Below are 14,534 nucleotides of genomic sequence, written 5' to 3' on the forward strand. Positions count from 1 at the left end.
GCGATCATTGGCGTTAATGGTTATCCTGTATCACCATTGCCGCGCCACGCTCGGCAATCATGATTGTTGGAGCGTTGGTGTTACCACTTGGGATTTCTGGCATCACAGAGCAATCAATGACACGAAGTTGCTTAATGCCATGCACACGTAAGCGTAAATCGGTCACGGAAGTTGCTGTGTCTTTTCCCATACGACAACTGCCGACAGGGTGGTAGACGGTTTTACAAAAGTTACGTACAAACTCCTCTAATGCTGCCTCATCATGTTGAACCTGTGCTGGCGGCATTAATGTCTCTTTACTAACCGCTTGTAGTGCCTCCGACCCAAGTACTTTTAACCCAAATTTGACAGCACGTTTGCAGCCTTCCATATCTTCCGGTGCGGCTAAATAGTTGGCATGAATTTTTAGTGGCGCTTGTGGATCTTTGCTACGCAAGAGTAATTCACCGCGCGACTTAGGTTGTAAATAGCCCACTTTTAATGTGAAACCATGTGTCGCGGGCAGTGGCTCGCCGGGAACATCATCCCAGCTATCAAGTATGGGTAAAAAGTGAATTTGTACGTCGGGGCGACCTTGACCACAGCTATCAATAAATGCAGCACCTTCAAGTACGTTTGATGCTAATAATCCACTACGAAAAGCTAACCACTGAAAGCCATGTTTTATAGCATGGATACCTTTGTCAGCGCCAAAGAGGCTAATAGGATCTTTGGTTGTGACATTAATGGACATATGAAGATGATCATGGAAGTTTTTACCGACAGGAAGGTCAGCGACCGTTTCAATCCCTAATGATGAGAGGTGATCTTTAGGACCGATACCTGAGAGCATGAGTAATTTCGCGGAGCCCATCGCGCCGGCACAAATGATCACCTCTTTTTGGGCGAAAACATCGACTTCACCACCATTTTTATCCTGATAGCTTACCCCAACAGCGACACCATCACGGATAATAATACGGTTAACTTGTTTATTAAGCTTTACTGTAAGTTTATCGCTTTGTGCGACACTCTTAAGATAAGTTTTTGAAGTGCTTGCTCTTTCGCCATTTTTCGTTGTTGTTTGATAAAAACTGACTCCTTGTTGGCTTTCACCATTAAGGTCATTAACATAAGGAAGCCCTTGCTCTTGTGCGGCTCGGATAAAAGCCATAGAAAGAGGGTGCCGATAACGGTTTTCACTGACAGGAAGCAGCCCTGCGGTACCATGATAGCTATCAGATAAACTTTCATTTTGTTCGGCTTTCTTAAACCAAGGTAGGACATCTTGGTAGCTCCAGCCATCACAGCCATAGATTTGCGCCCAATTATCGTAATCCTGTTTTTGGCCTCGAATATAAATCATGCCATTCACAGAACTGCTGCCTCCGAGAACTTTACCTTGTGCTATCTGCATCTTGCGATTATTTGCATGTGGTTCAGGTTCCGTTTCGTAGGGCCAGCTTTTTTGGGCAATAATTTTAGCTACCCCAGCTGGCATACGAATATACAGATGATCATCACTTCCTCCGGCTTCAATCAAAAGAACGCGTGACTGGGTTTCTTTAATAAGCCGTGCGGCAAGCACGCAGCCAGCCGAACCTGCTCCTACAATGATGTAATCATAGTTTTCATTATTCATACAGTTATTCCCCTGATCAAAGTAGCGTTGCTATAACAATTTATTTTCATGTTATTAACAATAACTCTTTATCTTATTAAGGTGTGAATAATGTGTTGTTTATGTGAAGAGTATCAAAATGAAAGTTGTGTGTTTTTTTCTCGGTGTTTTAGTATTTTGTTGTTTTTAAAGGATAAAAAAATCTAATTTATTAAGGTTTTTTGGGGTTTTCTTATTATTAATAAGTAAATGAGCTAATTAACTGATTGTTTTTTATTAGAGTATTTGCTGATTTTCGCTGTATTCTTAGTTTGAATATTAGTGGCATCCGCTATATTGCATTAATACAACTGACTGGGGTGAGGAAGTCGAAGATGAAGCAAGGTTTGATTGGGCTGTTATGCGTATTACCGAGCATGTTATTTGCTGATTCACTACATGAGCAATTTGCACAATTGATAGAAGCACCAGAAAAAACATTAAATTGCTTTGAAGCCGACTCTGCATATCGCTTTTGTTTAAAAAATCTCCCTAATCAAGGAATAGTTGTGGTCGACCAACAGGGCAATGAAGCCTATCGACCTTATTATTTTGATAATTGGCCTGATGAGCCTAAAAATGGGCTTTATCGTATCCGCCAAGGTGACAAAATTGGTTTTGCTGAGGCAAAAACAGGCAAGGTCGTGATTGAAGCAAACTATGATTGCGCCTACCCTTTTGAGAATGGGAAAGCACATGTAGGAATAGGTTGCCAACGGGAAACGGATGGTGAGCATAGCTGGTGGGTTGGTGGCCATTGGGTATGGATTGATCTGCAAGGAAATAGGATAACCGCTCATCCTGCATCGTGAGATTTTACGACTATTCGAGTTTTATTTAACAAACCATTTCATTTATACCATTTCCATTAATATGATTAACTTATTGATAATCAACTGTTATTGTTAAGTTAATCACACTTTTTTCGTCTTTGCCATTTCGATAAAACCATTCGCAGTGAAAAACTGACCGCTTAATTTTGTATGCAACCGCTCGCACTGACTTTAGACATTCGCCAATAGATATTTTCTACCATAGAGACCATGGCAGAGCTCAAATTTTTTCTTATTGCACGGTGATAACGACTGCCAAAAAGAGACTTAGTAATGATAAAGAACGGTTCTTTGAATCGATTTGTTATTGATAAGTCAATAAAACATAAGAGAAGTTCGTTTTACCTCAGAAGGGTGTTTTATGAACAAAAATGGTATTTTAAAGCACATTCCTTGGATGATCCTTGGGATTATCGGTGCGATTTGTCTAGGTGTGGTTGCACTTAGACGCGGAGAACACATCAGTGCGCTGTGGATTGTTGTGGCTTCTGTGGCGGTTTATCTCATTGCTTATCGTTATTACAGTTTGTATATCGCGAAAAAAGTGATGAAGCTCGATGAAACGCGAGCGACACCCGCGGTCATTAATAATGATGGCTTGAACTATGTTCCTACAAATAGAAACGTTCTATTCGGTCACCACTTTGCTGCAATCGCAGGTGCAGGGCCACTTGTAGGGCCTGTCTTAGCAGCACAAGTCGGTTACTTACCAGGCACCTTATGGTTATTGGCTGGGGTGGTACTGGCTGGTGCAGTACAGGACTTTATGGTGCTATTTATCTCTTCTCGCCGTAATGGTGCATCATTAGGGGAAATCGTCAAAGAAGAGCTTGGCCCTATTCCGGGAACCATTGCGCTTTTCGGCTGTTTCCTCATCATGATCATTATCCTTGCAGTATTAGCGTTGATCGTGGTTAAGGCACTAGCAGAAAGTCCATGGGGCGTGTTTACGGTATGTTCAACAGTACCGATTGCGCTGTTTATGGGAATCTACATGCGCTATATCCGACCCGGACGAGTGGGGGAAGTTTCGGTCATTGGTATTGTGTTACTGATCTTGTCGATTTGGTTCGGTGGTGTTATCGCTCATGACCCATATTGGGGTCCTGCACTGACCTTTAAAGACACTACAATTACTTATGTTTTAGTTGGTTATGCGTTTATCTCTGCATTATTACCTGTTTGGCTGATTCTGGCGCCTCGCGACTATCTCGCTACCTTCTTAAAAATCGGTGTGATTGTCGGTTTAGCGATTGGGATTGTGATTTTAAATCCTGAGCTAAAAATGCCAGCGGTCACTCAGTTCGTTGATGGCAGTGGCCCAGTTTGGAAAGGCACGCTGTTCCCATTCTTATTTATTACGATTGCTTGTGGTGCCGTATCGGGTTTCCATGCCTTAATTTCGTCAGGGACAACGCCTAAGTTGTTGGCTAACGAAAAAGATGCTCGCTATATCGGCTATGGTGCGATGTTAATGGAATCGTTTGTCGCGATCATGGCGCTAGTTGCAGCTTCAATTATTGAACCTGGCCTCTATTTTGCGATGAATACTCCACCAGCCGCTTTAGGTATCACTATGCCGAATCTGCATGAGCTTGGTGGTGCTGACGGTGCGGCAATCCTAGCACAACTGAAAGATGTTACGGCACATGCTGCGGCAACCGTCAGTTCATGGGGCTTTGTGATTTCACCTGAGCAAATTATGCAAACGGCAAAAGATATCGGAGAGCCTTCCGTATTGAACCGTGCAGGGGGAGCACCGACGTTAGCGGTAGGTATCGCGTATGTATTCCATGAAATCATACCTGCTGCTGATATGGGCTTCTGGTATCACTTTGGTATCCTATTCGAAGCACTGTTTATCTTAACTGCATTGGATGCAGGAACGCGCTCAGGTCGTTTTATGTTACAAGACTTATTGGGTAACTTTGTACCTGTGCTGAAAAAAACCGATTCACTGTTGGCTGGGATTATTGGTACAGCCGGATGCGTTGGTTTATGGGGATATTTATTGTACCAAGGCGTGGTTGACCCACTGGGCGGCGTGAAGAGCCTATGGCCTCTGTTTGGTATTTCGAACCAGATGCTGGCGGCAGTTGCCTTGGTGCTCAGCACCGTAGTCTTAATTAAGATGAAACGCAGTAAATATATCTATGTCACTGTGTTACCAGCGGTTTGGTTATTGATTTGTACAACTTGGGCATTAGGTTTGAAACTGTTTAGTGATAACCCTCAACTCGAAGGTTTCCTCTATTTAGCTAAGTCTTATAAAGAGAAAATTGCGGCGGGTGGTGCTGACTTAACGGCTCAGCAAATCACTGACATGAATCACATTATTATCAATAACTACACAAACGCAGGGTTAAGTATCCTATTCCTAGTTGTTGTCTACGGTATTATTTTCTATGGTATCAGAACAGCGATGAAGGCGTATAAAAACCCAGAGCGTACCGATGCTGAAACACCTTATGTACCGGTGCCTAAAGAGGGCGTGAAAACCTCATCTTCACACTAATCTTTAGTGTATAAAATGGTGCCCTGCATTGTGAGTAAACATGATGTAGGGCATCTGTATTGGAGAGCATATGTTTGGAAGTTTAGGCAAAACAGGTAAGTACTTAGGGCAGGCTGCACGTATGTTGATAGGCATTCCTGACTATGATACCTATGTACAGCACATGAAAGATAATCATCCAGACAAACCGATTATGACTTATAAAGAGTTTTTTCGTGAGCGCCAAGATGCGCGCTATGGTGGAAGCGGTAAAGGTGGATTTCGCTGCTGTTAATTAATGACGTCATGAGGAATACAATGAAACCAATCTCTGTCACGATTTTGACCGGTTTTCTCGGTGCGGGCAAAACCACCTTACTACGCCATATTCTTCAAGCAGATCATGGGCATAAAATCGCAGTCATCGAAAATGAATTTGGTGAAGTGCCAATTGATAATGCCTTAATTGGTGATCGTGCGACACAAATAACGACATTGAGTAATGGTTGTATTTGTTGTAGCCGCTCTAATGAGTTGGAAAATGCTTTGCTCGATTTACTTGATGGGTTAGATAGTGGGAAACTCGACTTTGATCGCTTAGTGATTGAGTGCACAGGAATGGCAGATCCCGGTCCTATCACTCAAACTTTTTTTTCTCATGAAGTGCTTTGTGAACGTTATTTATTGGATGGCATTATTACATTGGTGGATGCGGTTCATGCAAATAAGCAACTTGATGATTTTGCGATAGCGCAGGCACAAATTGGCTATGCTGATCGGATCTTATTAACGAAAACGGATGTTCAGCCTGAGCATGAAAGCTTAATTGAACGCTTACAGCGCATCAATGCACGGGCACCCATCTATCCCGTGACCCATGGTGAGATTGACCTCGATTTACTGTTTAATATTCAAGGTTTTTTACTCGATTCACAACTGAAAGTGAATCAACCCACTTTCCGCTTTACCCCTAAACAGCACAATGAAGTGAATTCTATCGTTGTTGAATTTGATTACCCTGTTGAGTTAATGGCGGTCTCTGATGTTATGGAGTCTCTACTGCTAGGATTTGCGGATAATTTATTGCGTTATAAAGGGATTTTATCAATCAAAAACGAGCCGAAAAGGCTACTATTCCAAGGGGTTCAACGCTTATATAGTGCTGATTGGGATAGCGATTGGGCAGAGAATGAGCCGCGTCACAGTGTTTTGGTGTTTATTGGGATTAATTTACCAGAAAATGAAATACGCCAAAAATTCGCACAACTCCAGACGAATAATGAAGAGCTATAAACATATCGATAACCCCTTTCCTGACTGCTAAGGGAAGGGGGCGATAATAAACATACGAATCTTAACTTAACATCATAGCTTTTCATTGGTTCCGATATTAACTTAACCAAAATTAAATGGGTTAAATTTTTTGTCTCATAGGAACGGTACAAAAATATCAAAACTAAATTTTAATAATTTCAAAAGGAAACTTATTCTTTATTTTAAGGGGAATTTTAGGTTTGGAAGGGTAAAAGTGTGCTCTAATCGAAAATAATGGTTATAGATTATCGACCTTACTCATTTTTATTCTATTATGAATTAGTATAAAGAATCAGTAATTAAATGATCCATTGGCTTGTGTTGATAGAAAAACGAAAAACCAGCGTTAATTTGCTATTATACTTTTAGTGATGCTATCGCGATATAACGTTCACCATCAATGATACTAAATTTAGTATCGTTGTTTTTATTGGCCATTTTATTAGTTCGGCCTTGGTTCTGTTGAAATAAACACGACTTACTCCACTGAGATAACCAATAATAACAAGATTTTTTAACCCACTTTTACTAGCAAATACACTAGGGTGCCAAACAGGGCTAACTTACGTGTCTATCCTAACAGCGGCACCTTGACTGCAAGGGACTGAGAAAAAAGGAGATTGAAAGTTTATTAAATGCGATTTAGCCAAATAATAATGAAGATTTTGAAGTTACATAATGATCAGTTTTCTCACCATTATTTTTGCAAACATTTAATATCCTATCTAAATCAACGTGATTTTTGATCGGGGTTAAATTAATTTCTTCGATAAGTAAAGTATTAAATTCCCCAACGGTAATATCGAGTTTTTCTAATAATAGTAATAGCATGCTGACATTAATATGATTAATGCCACACTCATAGCGTGATATTTGCTGTTGGCTAAGATTGACTAAACGACCAAAATCGGCACCAGTTAAACCTTGATTTTGCCTTAGTCGTTTCAACGTTCGACCAATAGCTAATGAAATAGATGAAAAAAAACTATCGATACTCAATTCTTCACTTTCCATTAAAAACCTCTGTGTAGATAAAGTTAATAAATTATAGCCAACAAGCAATATGCTAAAACGTATTGCTTATTTAAGTTATGTTTTTATGTGAGCTTATTCTTATTTCTAAAACAAATATAAATCTTATTTTTTTTTAGATCAAATATCCGATAGTCTGAATTTATTTATTATACGAGTAAAACCCATAAATGGAGTAATGGTTCTATTAATATAAATCTAATAAAATCAATGCGATAAATGGTTATTGATACTTTTTGAGCACCAATAACTGAGTATTATATGCTTATAACCCTGGTTTTTATGTGTCAATTCGAGATAAACAACTAAGATTATTAACAATTAATAGTTGTTATATAAACATGTTACAAAAAGAAATGTTTAACGGGGAATTGTTAGAAAGTATTAATAAAGTATAAAAAAATATGAATATGAATAAATCAAAAATTATTACTATCAATAAGTTATAGGTTTCTGGTTTTTTGCCATATAAATAAGAAATAATAATGATTGTAATATATTAAATAACGCTCAACTGCATACATGCCAAGTTTAAATAAAAATTACCGATTATTTGGTTAACATCTACATTTTATTGAGCAACAGCACTATGCTCGACCTCCATTGAGCTAAATTATCTACAAACCCATATTTAAGTATTATTGTAAGAATTATCTTAGTTATTTTCTACTGTTTTTATCTGTTTTTTTAATATTTTTAGATGCCATAAAAAAAACAGGCCACGAATAATTAGTGGCCTGTTTTTCTTGAATTTTGACTATGTTAGCGAGCTTTTGCTGCCATTATTTCAATAATTTGAACATCGGTGTGCCTCATAGAGCCGGTAGCTAAAGCGCATAAGTTAGCTATGGATTGGTCTACATCGTCGGACACGATGCCATCAGAGCCTCTTACACAACTGTTGTCGAGAGCCATTAACACGGCTTTATAGGCGGCGCTAGCGCTGGTTGAAACCTTCATCGCACAACTGTTTGATGCACCATCGCATATCATACCACTGACATCGCCAATCATACTGCTAATTGCCATTGCGACAACCTCATAACGTGATTCTAGCAACCAAGCGATCCCCGCCGCAGCTCCCATTGCGGCTGTTGTTGCAGCACACAGCGCAGATAAGGCGGGCAGTTGATTATGGATATAGATTGCCATTAAGTGTGACAACATTAAGGCGCGAGCTAACTGCTCTTCTGTTGATTGTAAGTAGTCAGCAGTGACAACAACAGGCATTGTCGCCGCTATACCTTGGTTACCTGAGCCGGAATTACTCATCGCGGGTAATACGGCTCCACCCATACGTGCATCTGAAGCTGCCGATGTTCTGATCATAATTTCTGACATAAGATCTTTCGACAGCAAGCCTCTATCTCGCTGAGATTGCAACGTTTTACCAATATGCAGACCATAAACATGGCGTAGCCCTTCCTGAGACAGGGCATCATTTAAATGTGCGGCTTCTAAAATAAAGCGGATATCTTCAAATGGCGCTTGTGTTGCAAATTGATAAACAGCTTTGGCCGTGACAGGGGGAAGTGTCACGTCGGCAGCACAATCCACAGGGGATTCATTTTGTTGCGTTTGTTGGGTGCTATCAAAAATAACAGTGTCGTTATGGATCATTTTTACGACATGCGTATGAGTACCCGCGATAACGACAGTTGCTGAGCCTTTATCTGTAAATACCGTTGCCTCTGAATAGATCACATCATCACAGGGATGCTTAATATCGACAGTAATAAGGCCCTGCGCCAACATATTTTTACTGCGTTCAATGGCACTCGTTGAGGCTGACTTTAATACCTCTAGCCCAGCGTCGGCATCCCCTCCAACAGCACCTAATGCCGCTGCAATTGGGAGACCCACCATGCCCGTTCCCGGTACGGTCACTCCCATGCCATTTTTCATTAAGTTAGGGGAAACGAATGCGGTGACACGAGTGACCGTACCACCAACGCAAGCAGCGGCTTTTGCTGCTGCTAAGGCTAAAGAGATTGGCTCAGTACAACCTAAAGCAGGTTTGACTTCTTGTTTTACTGCATGGATAAAATACTGCCAAAGAAGTGGCTGAGCTTGAACTTGCATAATGAATTCCCCCTAAAGAACACCTGTTTAATAAGGATATTTTAAAGAATTATTGGGAGAAAATTTTCACTATGTTAGAGAAGATAAAATTGTTTGAGAGAAATTTTTTCTATAAAGATGCGAATAGTAAAAAATAAATTTCAAGTTTGAGCTTAATCACAAAAAATCCTGCCTAAGCGATAGGCAGGATAGTATTGGTTTTAAGACTCACTTTCGAGATCAAGTCTCTTACTTTGCCATCGACGAGAACGCCAACGCCATGCGTTAGTTAAACCACGTAACCATTCATCGGCAAAAAAGCCAATCCAAATGCCTAATAAGCCCATTTCCATTTTTATTCCTAAGAAATAACCGAGTGGAATGGCGACTCCCCACATAAAAATAATGGCGGTGCAAAGTGGGAAGCGAGCATCTCCTGAAGCCCTAAGAGCGTTAACCATGACGATATTGATAGTACGCCCCGGCTCTAAAAAAACAGAGAGTAGAAACAGCGGTAACAACACATGAATAATATTTTGGTCATCCGTTAAATTGTTAAGGATAGGGGAACGGAATAACCAAAAGAAAAATACCACGCCAATCGTGACATAAAAGCCCATTTTTAAGCTTTTTATTCCACGACGGTAAGCCTCTTCAAAACGCTTAGCGCCAACAAGGTGTCCCACCATAATTTCATTACCAATACTGATAGAGATACCAAACAGCATGATAAAGAGTGAGAGTTGGAAATAGAGTGTTTGCGCGGCAAGAGAGGTTTCTCCCATTAAACCGATAAACGCAGATGCGGTCATAAAATGGAGGATCCACACTAAATTTTCACCCGCAGATGGCAAGCCTATATGCAGTATTTTACCTAGCATTGTACGTGACCAGCGAACCAGCAGCTGTGGCGTAAACTTGATCCTTAATCCATAGAATAACAGACAGAACAGCAAGATAACGGCGACAATACGGCCCACTACCGTCGACCATGCTACCCCTTCAAGGCCATATTGCGGCAGACCAAAAAAGCCATATAGCACAATCATATTACCAACAACAGTGATCACGTTAGCAATGAGCGTTACCCACATAGCGGGCTGAGCTTTGCCGTACACACGCAAGCAAGCAGCAAGAATGATGGAGATGGCTTCGGGGATTAGACAAATACCAAGAATATGCAAGTAAGCATAACCATCTTCCATAAGATGGGATGGCGTATTCATGATACTGAGGATTTTATATCCAAAAAACAGCGCGATAAGAGCACTGGAAAAACCGAGTAGAAAGTTAAAAGCGATAGAAATATGAATAGCTTGGCTGGCCTTTTCACGGCGTCCAGCCCCTAAATATTGGGCGATGACAACGCTACATCCCACACTAATAAAGTTAAATATGGTAATAAAAAGATCAAATACCTGATTCCCCACGCCCATTGCCGCAAGGTAGGCGGTTGAAACATGGCTCACCATATAGGTATTGATAAGTAATGTGGCCAAATGAAGAAAAATATCAATAAATATTGGCCAACTGAGAGAAAAGAGTGATCTCTCAGTGACATCGGATTGATGCATTGAGAACCTTCAAAATAATTAAAATAAAATTCATATGGATAAAGGAAAAGCAGGCAGATTTTACCCGTATTTATGTTGAGTTAATAGAGTCTATAGGTGCTTATTTAAGGAAAAGTTAATCTTTTGTTTAATAATGATGATTCTGCTAATTTATTCCTGATTGATAGTTATGATATCAATATAAAAAGACAACATCAGAACAGTAAAGGAGTCACAATGACAAAAATTAAAGCCGCAATAGTGGGGTACGGAAATATTGGCCGTTATGCACTCGAAGCGGTATTGGCAGCGGATGATTTTGAACTTGTCGGTGTGGTACGCCGTAATGTACAAAATATCCCAGCAGAATTAGCGGGGTACACCGTTGTCGATGATATTGAAAAATTAGGCAAAGTTGATGTGGCGCTTTTATGCTCACCCACACGGGCGATTGGTGATTTAGCTGAGAAAGTTTTAAGTCAGGGGATCAATACCGTCGATAGTTTCGATGTGCACTCCGATATTGTGGCACTAAAAAAACGGTTAGATAACGTTGCGAAAGAGCATAAAAGCGTTGCCGTTGTTTCCGCGGGTTGGGATCCGGGCTCTGATTCAATTATGCGTACACTCATGTTGGCAATGGCACCAAAAGGGGTCACCTACACTAACTTTGGCCCAGGAATGAGTATGGGGCACAGTGTTGCAGCTAAAGCTATTGATGGCGTTAAAGACGCACTATCGGTAACGATTCCGTTGGGTACTGGCGTTCACCGCCGTATGGTCTATATTGAGCTTGATGCGGGCGCAAACTTTGCAGACGTTGCTAACGCGATTAAAGCCGATAGCTATTTCTCATCCGATGAGACCCATATTCGCCAAGTTGATAGTGTGGACGCGCTCAAAGATGTTGGCCATGGTGTCCATATGACGCATAAAGGGGTTTCTGGAGCAACGCATAATCAATTATTTGAGTACTCAATGCGAATTAACAACCCTGCACTGACATCGCAATTTATGGTTTCTGCGGCAAGAGCGACGATGAAACAATCTGCCGGAGCATATACCGTGATTGAAATCCCACCAGTGCATTTCTTGCAAGGTGATCTCGATAGCTTGATTGCTAAGTTAGTGTAATCACTGGATGGCATGATTGTTTTTGCTACACTCATGCCAATTCCGTTTGACCTATTTAGTCTTTTTAGATAAACCATTAACGTTGGTTTACCGCTTATTTCCCCCGCAATATTGCCATGTCGCGCAGAGTGATAATCTGAGTTTTATTTTAGGTGTTCGGGCTGTTTTTATGATGGCGCAGCGAACGCTTTGTTTTTCCTTGAACGCAACAAAGACAAACGGATAAGTAAGAGAATCAATTCTGGCAGGCTGTAAAAAGAAAAGCACCTACGGTGAAGTAGGTGCCCTGGTGTTGGCAAAGCCATAGATACTCGTGATATTAAAGTTGCATTATTATTAGCGGTTTATGATTACCATGGACAACTTTCATTGAGTATTAAAGTACTAACGTTTAATTGATTTAAATTTTTCGGTTGTTGCAGTGAGAGCGACCTCCGTTGGTAGGCGCTCCATGGAGCTTGCACCATAGAAACCGTGGCAGTCTGGGCAGTTCGCTAAAATATATTCCGCATCTTCTGGGGTCGCAATTGGGCCACCATGGCACAGAACGATAACATCATCGCGTACTGATTTTGCGGCTTTAGCCCAATCATTGATTAATGGCACACAATCTTTAAGTGTTAATGCTGTCTCTGCACCAATATTGCCCCCCGTGGTTAACCCCATATGAGGCACGATAATATCTGCACCCGCTTCGGTCATTGCAATAGCATCTTCACGGCTGAAAACATAAGGGGTAGTTAATAAGCCTTTCTCATGGGCTAGGCGGATCATATCCACTTCTAAACCATAGCCCATCCCGGTCTCTTCGAGGTTAGCTCTGAAGTTACCATCGATTAAACCTACGGTCGGGAAGTTTTGCACACCCGCAAAACCTTTGGCTTTTATTTCATCAAGAAAATGATCAAATTGGCAGAATGGATCTGTGCCATTAACACCGGCAAGTACAGGCGTATGTTTTACAACTGGTAAAACCTCTTTAGCCATATCCATAACGATTTCATTAGCATTACCATAAGCAAGTAGGCCCGCGAGTGAACCACGACCCGCCATCCGGTAGCGGCCAGAGTTATAAATGACAATTAAGTCAATGCCGCCTGCTTCTTCACATTTCGCAGAAAGGCCTGTACCGGCACCACCGCCAATAATTGGCTCGCCTCGCGCGATCATCTCTTTGAATTTTTTCAGCAAGCTTTCGCGATTATGTTTCATTGATGAACCTCTATTTGTTGTTCAAAATGTCCTGGTGTAATTGAATCACTTGTTCACAAAACTCCAGTGAGTTGATGTGATATGGACTCAAAATAAGTTTGCGTTTTTCTGTTGTTATAAGATTTTCAGTTAATGCATCAATGAAGGCTTGATCGGCTTCTGGATCCCAAAATTGAGCGCCTTCAATATCCAATGCTGAGAAGCCTGCCGTTGGGATAATAAAACGCACTTCACCTTCGCAGCGGTTCAGTTTGTTAGCTATCCAGCGGCCCATCTGCTGGTTTTCTTCTTTCGTTGTGCGCATCAATGTTACTTGCGCGTTATGGTTGTAAAATAATCGATGGCGATAATGGTCGGGCACCGTTGATGGGCGTCCAAAATTAACCATATCCAATGCCCCACAAGACAGAACACAAGGGGTCTGTGTTCGTGCTATCGCACCAAATCGATCGTCGTCACAAGCTAAGACGCCGCCAAAGAGGTGGTCACACACTTCTGTGGTGGTGATATCCAATACAGAGTGCAGTAAATGGCTATCGATTAATTTTTCCATCGCTTTACCGCCACTGCCTGTTGCGTGAAAAACCAAGCAGTCATACTGTGATTCAAGTTGCTCAGTGAGCTGTTGAACACAGGGGGTGGTTACCCCAAACATCGTTAATGCAATGGCTGGTTTTGATACATCGTCTACTTTATCTTCACGGTTAAAATAGATTGAGCCAGCAATTTGGTTAGCGGCATTTTTTAGCACTTTACGAGAAATCACATTTAGGCCCGAGACATCGGTGACGGAGTACATCATCGAAATATCACTTGCACCGACATATCCAGAAGTATCTCCTGATGCCATGGTGGAAACCATGAGCTTTGGAATACCAACGGGAAGTGCCTGCATCGCGGGGGTAATTAACGCGGTACCGCCGGAGCCACCTAAGCCTAAAATAGCCGCTACATCGGTTTGTGCATTGAGGTAAAGGCTAAAAGCCAATGACATTGCCTCAATCGCTCTTCCTCTATCACCACAAAAAACGGCTTCAACACCTGCTGGGTGGAAACTGGCAACCGTCTGTGCACTAACATCTGCATCTCTTTTTAATTGTGTTGGTTGCGTAGTCAAATCTACAGTGCGTACAGATAAACCCGTCTCTTTGATCAAATCGCAGACATAGAACAATTCATCGCTTTTAGTATCTAATGTTGTTGCTATGTAGATGTATCCCTGATGTTGTTTCATAGGAAAATCCTTACAGGTTAGGAAGATG

General features: G+C 41.3%; 11 protein-coding genes. 5 read left to right on the forward strand and 6 right to left on the reverse strand.

The annotated features are described in order from the left end of the window. Window positions 1-13 precede the first annotated feature (13 nt). Window positions 14-1,621 (reverse strand): GMC family oxidoreductase, encoded by a 1,608-nt coding sequence (locus PSF11_RS08105; protein WP_036941340.1) that lies wholly within the window; start codon window positions 1,619-1,621, stop codon window positions 14-16. Between the two features lie 353 nt (window positions 1,622-1,974). On the opposite strand from PSF11_RS08105, the gene PSF11_RS08110 reads away from it, so the two are divergent. The 4 genes from PSF11_RS08110 to yjiA all read left to right on the forward strand — a co-directional run bounded on the left by PSF11_RS08110 (window position 1,975) and on the right by yjiA (window position 6,259). Continuing rightward, entirely contained in the window at window positions 1,975-2,451 is a 477-nt protein-coding gene (locus tag PSF11_RS08110) for a WG repeat-containing protein (RefSeq protein WP_014656592.1), read from the forward strand. A gap of 382 nt (window positions 2,452-2,833) precedes the next feature. After that, window positions 2,834-4,987: a carbon starvation CstA family protein gene (locus tag PSF11_RS08115; RefSeq protein ID WP_004922657.1), complete on the forward strand. Its 2,154-nt coding sequence runs from the start codon at window positions 2,834-2,836 to the stop codon at window positions 4,985-4,987. Window positions 4,988-5,057: 70 nt separating this feature from the next. Beyond that, window positions 5,058-5,261, forward strand: a complete 204-nt coding sequence (locus PSF11_RS08120; protein WP_072502469.1) for a YbdD/YjiX family protein — start codon at window positions 5,058-5,060, stop codon at window positions 5,259-5,261. 23 nt (window positions 5,262-5,284) lie between these two features. Beyond that, window positions 5,285-6,259 carry a GTPase gene (gene yjiA, locus PSF11_RS08125; protein ID WP_014656591.1) on the forward strand — a complete coding sequence of 325 codons (975 nt, stop codon included), beginning with the start codon at window positions 5,285-5,287 and terminating at the stop codon, window positions 6,257-6,259. A gap of 663 nt (window positions 6,260-6,922) precedes the next feature. Here the strand turns inward: yjiA and PSF11_RS08130 are convergent. The 3 genes from PSF11_RS08130 to PSF11_RS08140 all read right to left on the reverse strand — a co-directional run bounded on the left by PSF11_RS08130 (window position 6,923) and on the right by PSF11_RS08140 (window position 10,947). After that, complete coding sequence (locus PSF11_RS08130; protein ID WP_004922647.1) at window positions 6,923-7,294, reverse strand: helix-turn-helix domain-containing protein; 372 nt, start codon at window positions 7,292-7,294, stop codon at window positions 6,923-6,925. A 780-nt stretch (window positions 7,295-8,074) separates the two neighbouring features. Continuing rightward, window positions 8,075-9,394, reverse strand: coding sequence for an L-cysteine desulfidase family protein (locus tag PSF11_RS08135; RefSeq protein ID WP_004922642.1), 1,320 nt, complete (start codon window positions 9,392-9,394; stop codon window positions 8,075-8,077). 200 nt (window positions 9,395-9,594) lie between these two features. Further along, window positions 9,595-10,947 (reverse strand): MATE family efflux transporter, encoded by a 1,353-nt coding sequence (locus tag PSF11_RS08140; protein ID WP_004922637.1) that lies wholly within the window; start codon window positions 10,945-10,947, stop codon window positions 9,595-9,597. Window positions 10,948-11,163: 216 nt separating this feature from the next. Here PSF11_RS08140 and PSF11_RS08145 point away from each other — a divergent pair, with 216 nt between their 5' ends. Beyond that, the gene (locus PSF11_RS08145) at window positions 11,164-12,060 is read left to right on the forward strand and encodes a diaminopimelate dehydrogenase (RefSeq protein WP_014656589.1); all 897 of its coding nucleotides are present in this window, start codon (window positions 11,164-11,166) and stop codon (window positions 12,058-12,060) included. A 384-nt stretch (window positions 12,061-12,444) separates the two neighbouring features. Here the strand turns inward: PSF11_RS08145 and PSF11_RS08150 are convergent, their stop codons facing one another. After that, window positions 12,445-13,272 carry a phosphoenolpyruvate hydrolase family protein gene (locus PSF11_RS08150; protein ID WP_004922623.1) on the reverse strand — a complete coding sequence of 276 codons (828 nt, stop codon included), beginning with the start codon at window positions 13,270-13,272 and terminating at the stop codon, window positions 12,445-12,447. Between the two features lie 10 nt (window positions 13,273-13,282). Continuing rightward, on the reverse strand, window positions 13,283-14,506 hold the full coding sequence (locus PSF11_RS08155) for a Tm-1-like ATP-binding domain-containing protein (RefSeq protein WP_014656588.1): 1,224 nt from the start codon (window positions 14,504-14,506) through the stop codon (window positions 13,283-13,285). Between the last annotated feature and the right edge of the window lie 28 nt (window positions 14,507-14,534).

Origin of the sequence: Providencia sp. PROV119, assembly GCF_028482435.1 — a bacterium.
Classification (GTDB): Bacteria; Pseudomonadota; Gammaproteobacteria; order Enterobacterales; family Enterobacteriaceae; genus Providencia; species Providencia stuartii.

Coding starts and splice junctions, on each gene's coding strand:
- PSF11_RS08105 (WP_036941340.1), bottom strand. CDS start 1,621: ATGAATAATGAAAACTATGATTACATCATTGTAGGAGCAGGTTCGGCT.
- PSF11_RS08110 (WP_014656592.1), top strand. CDS start 1,975: ATGAAGCAAGGTTTGATTGGGCTGTTATGCGTATTACCGAGCATGTTA.
- PSF11_RS08115 (WP_004922657.1), top strand. CDS start 2,834: ATGAACAAAAATGGTATTTTAAAGCACATTCCTTGGATGATCCTTGGG.
- PSF11_RS08120 (WP_072502469.1), top strand. CDS start 5,058: ATGTTTGGAAGTTTAGGCAAAACAGGTAAGTACTTAGGGCAGGCTGCA.
- yjiA (WP_014656591.1), top strand. CDS start 5,285: ATGAAACCAATCTCTGTCACGATTTTGACCGGTTTTCTCGGTGCGGGC.
- PSF11_RS08130 (WP_004922647.1), bottom strand. CDS start 7,294: ATGGAAAGTGAAGAATTGAGTATCGATAGTTTTTTTTCATCTATTTCA.
- PSF11_RS08135 (WP_004922642.1), bottom strand. CDS start 9,394: ATGCAAGTTCAAGCTCAGCCACTTCTTTGGCAGTATTTTATCCATGCA.
- PSF11_RS08140 (WP_004922637.1), bottom strand. CDS start 10,947: ATGCATCAATCCGATGTCACTGAGAGATCACTCTTTTCTCTCAGTTGG.
- PSF11_RS08145 (WP_014656589.1), top strand. CDS start 11,164: ATGACAAAAATTAAAGCCGCAATAGTGGGGTACGGAAATATTGGCCGT.
- PSF11_RS08150 (WP_004922623.1), bottom strand. CDS start 13,272: ATGAAACATAATCGCGAAAGCTTGCTGAAAAAATTCAAAGAGATGATC.
- PSF11_RS08155 (WP_014656588.1), bottom strand. CDS start 14,506: ATGAAACAACATCAGGGATACATCTACATAGCAACAACATTAGATACT.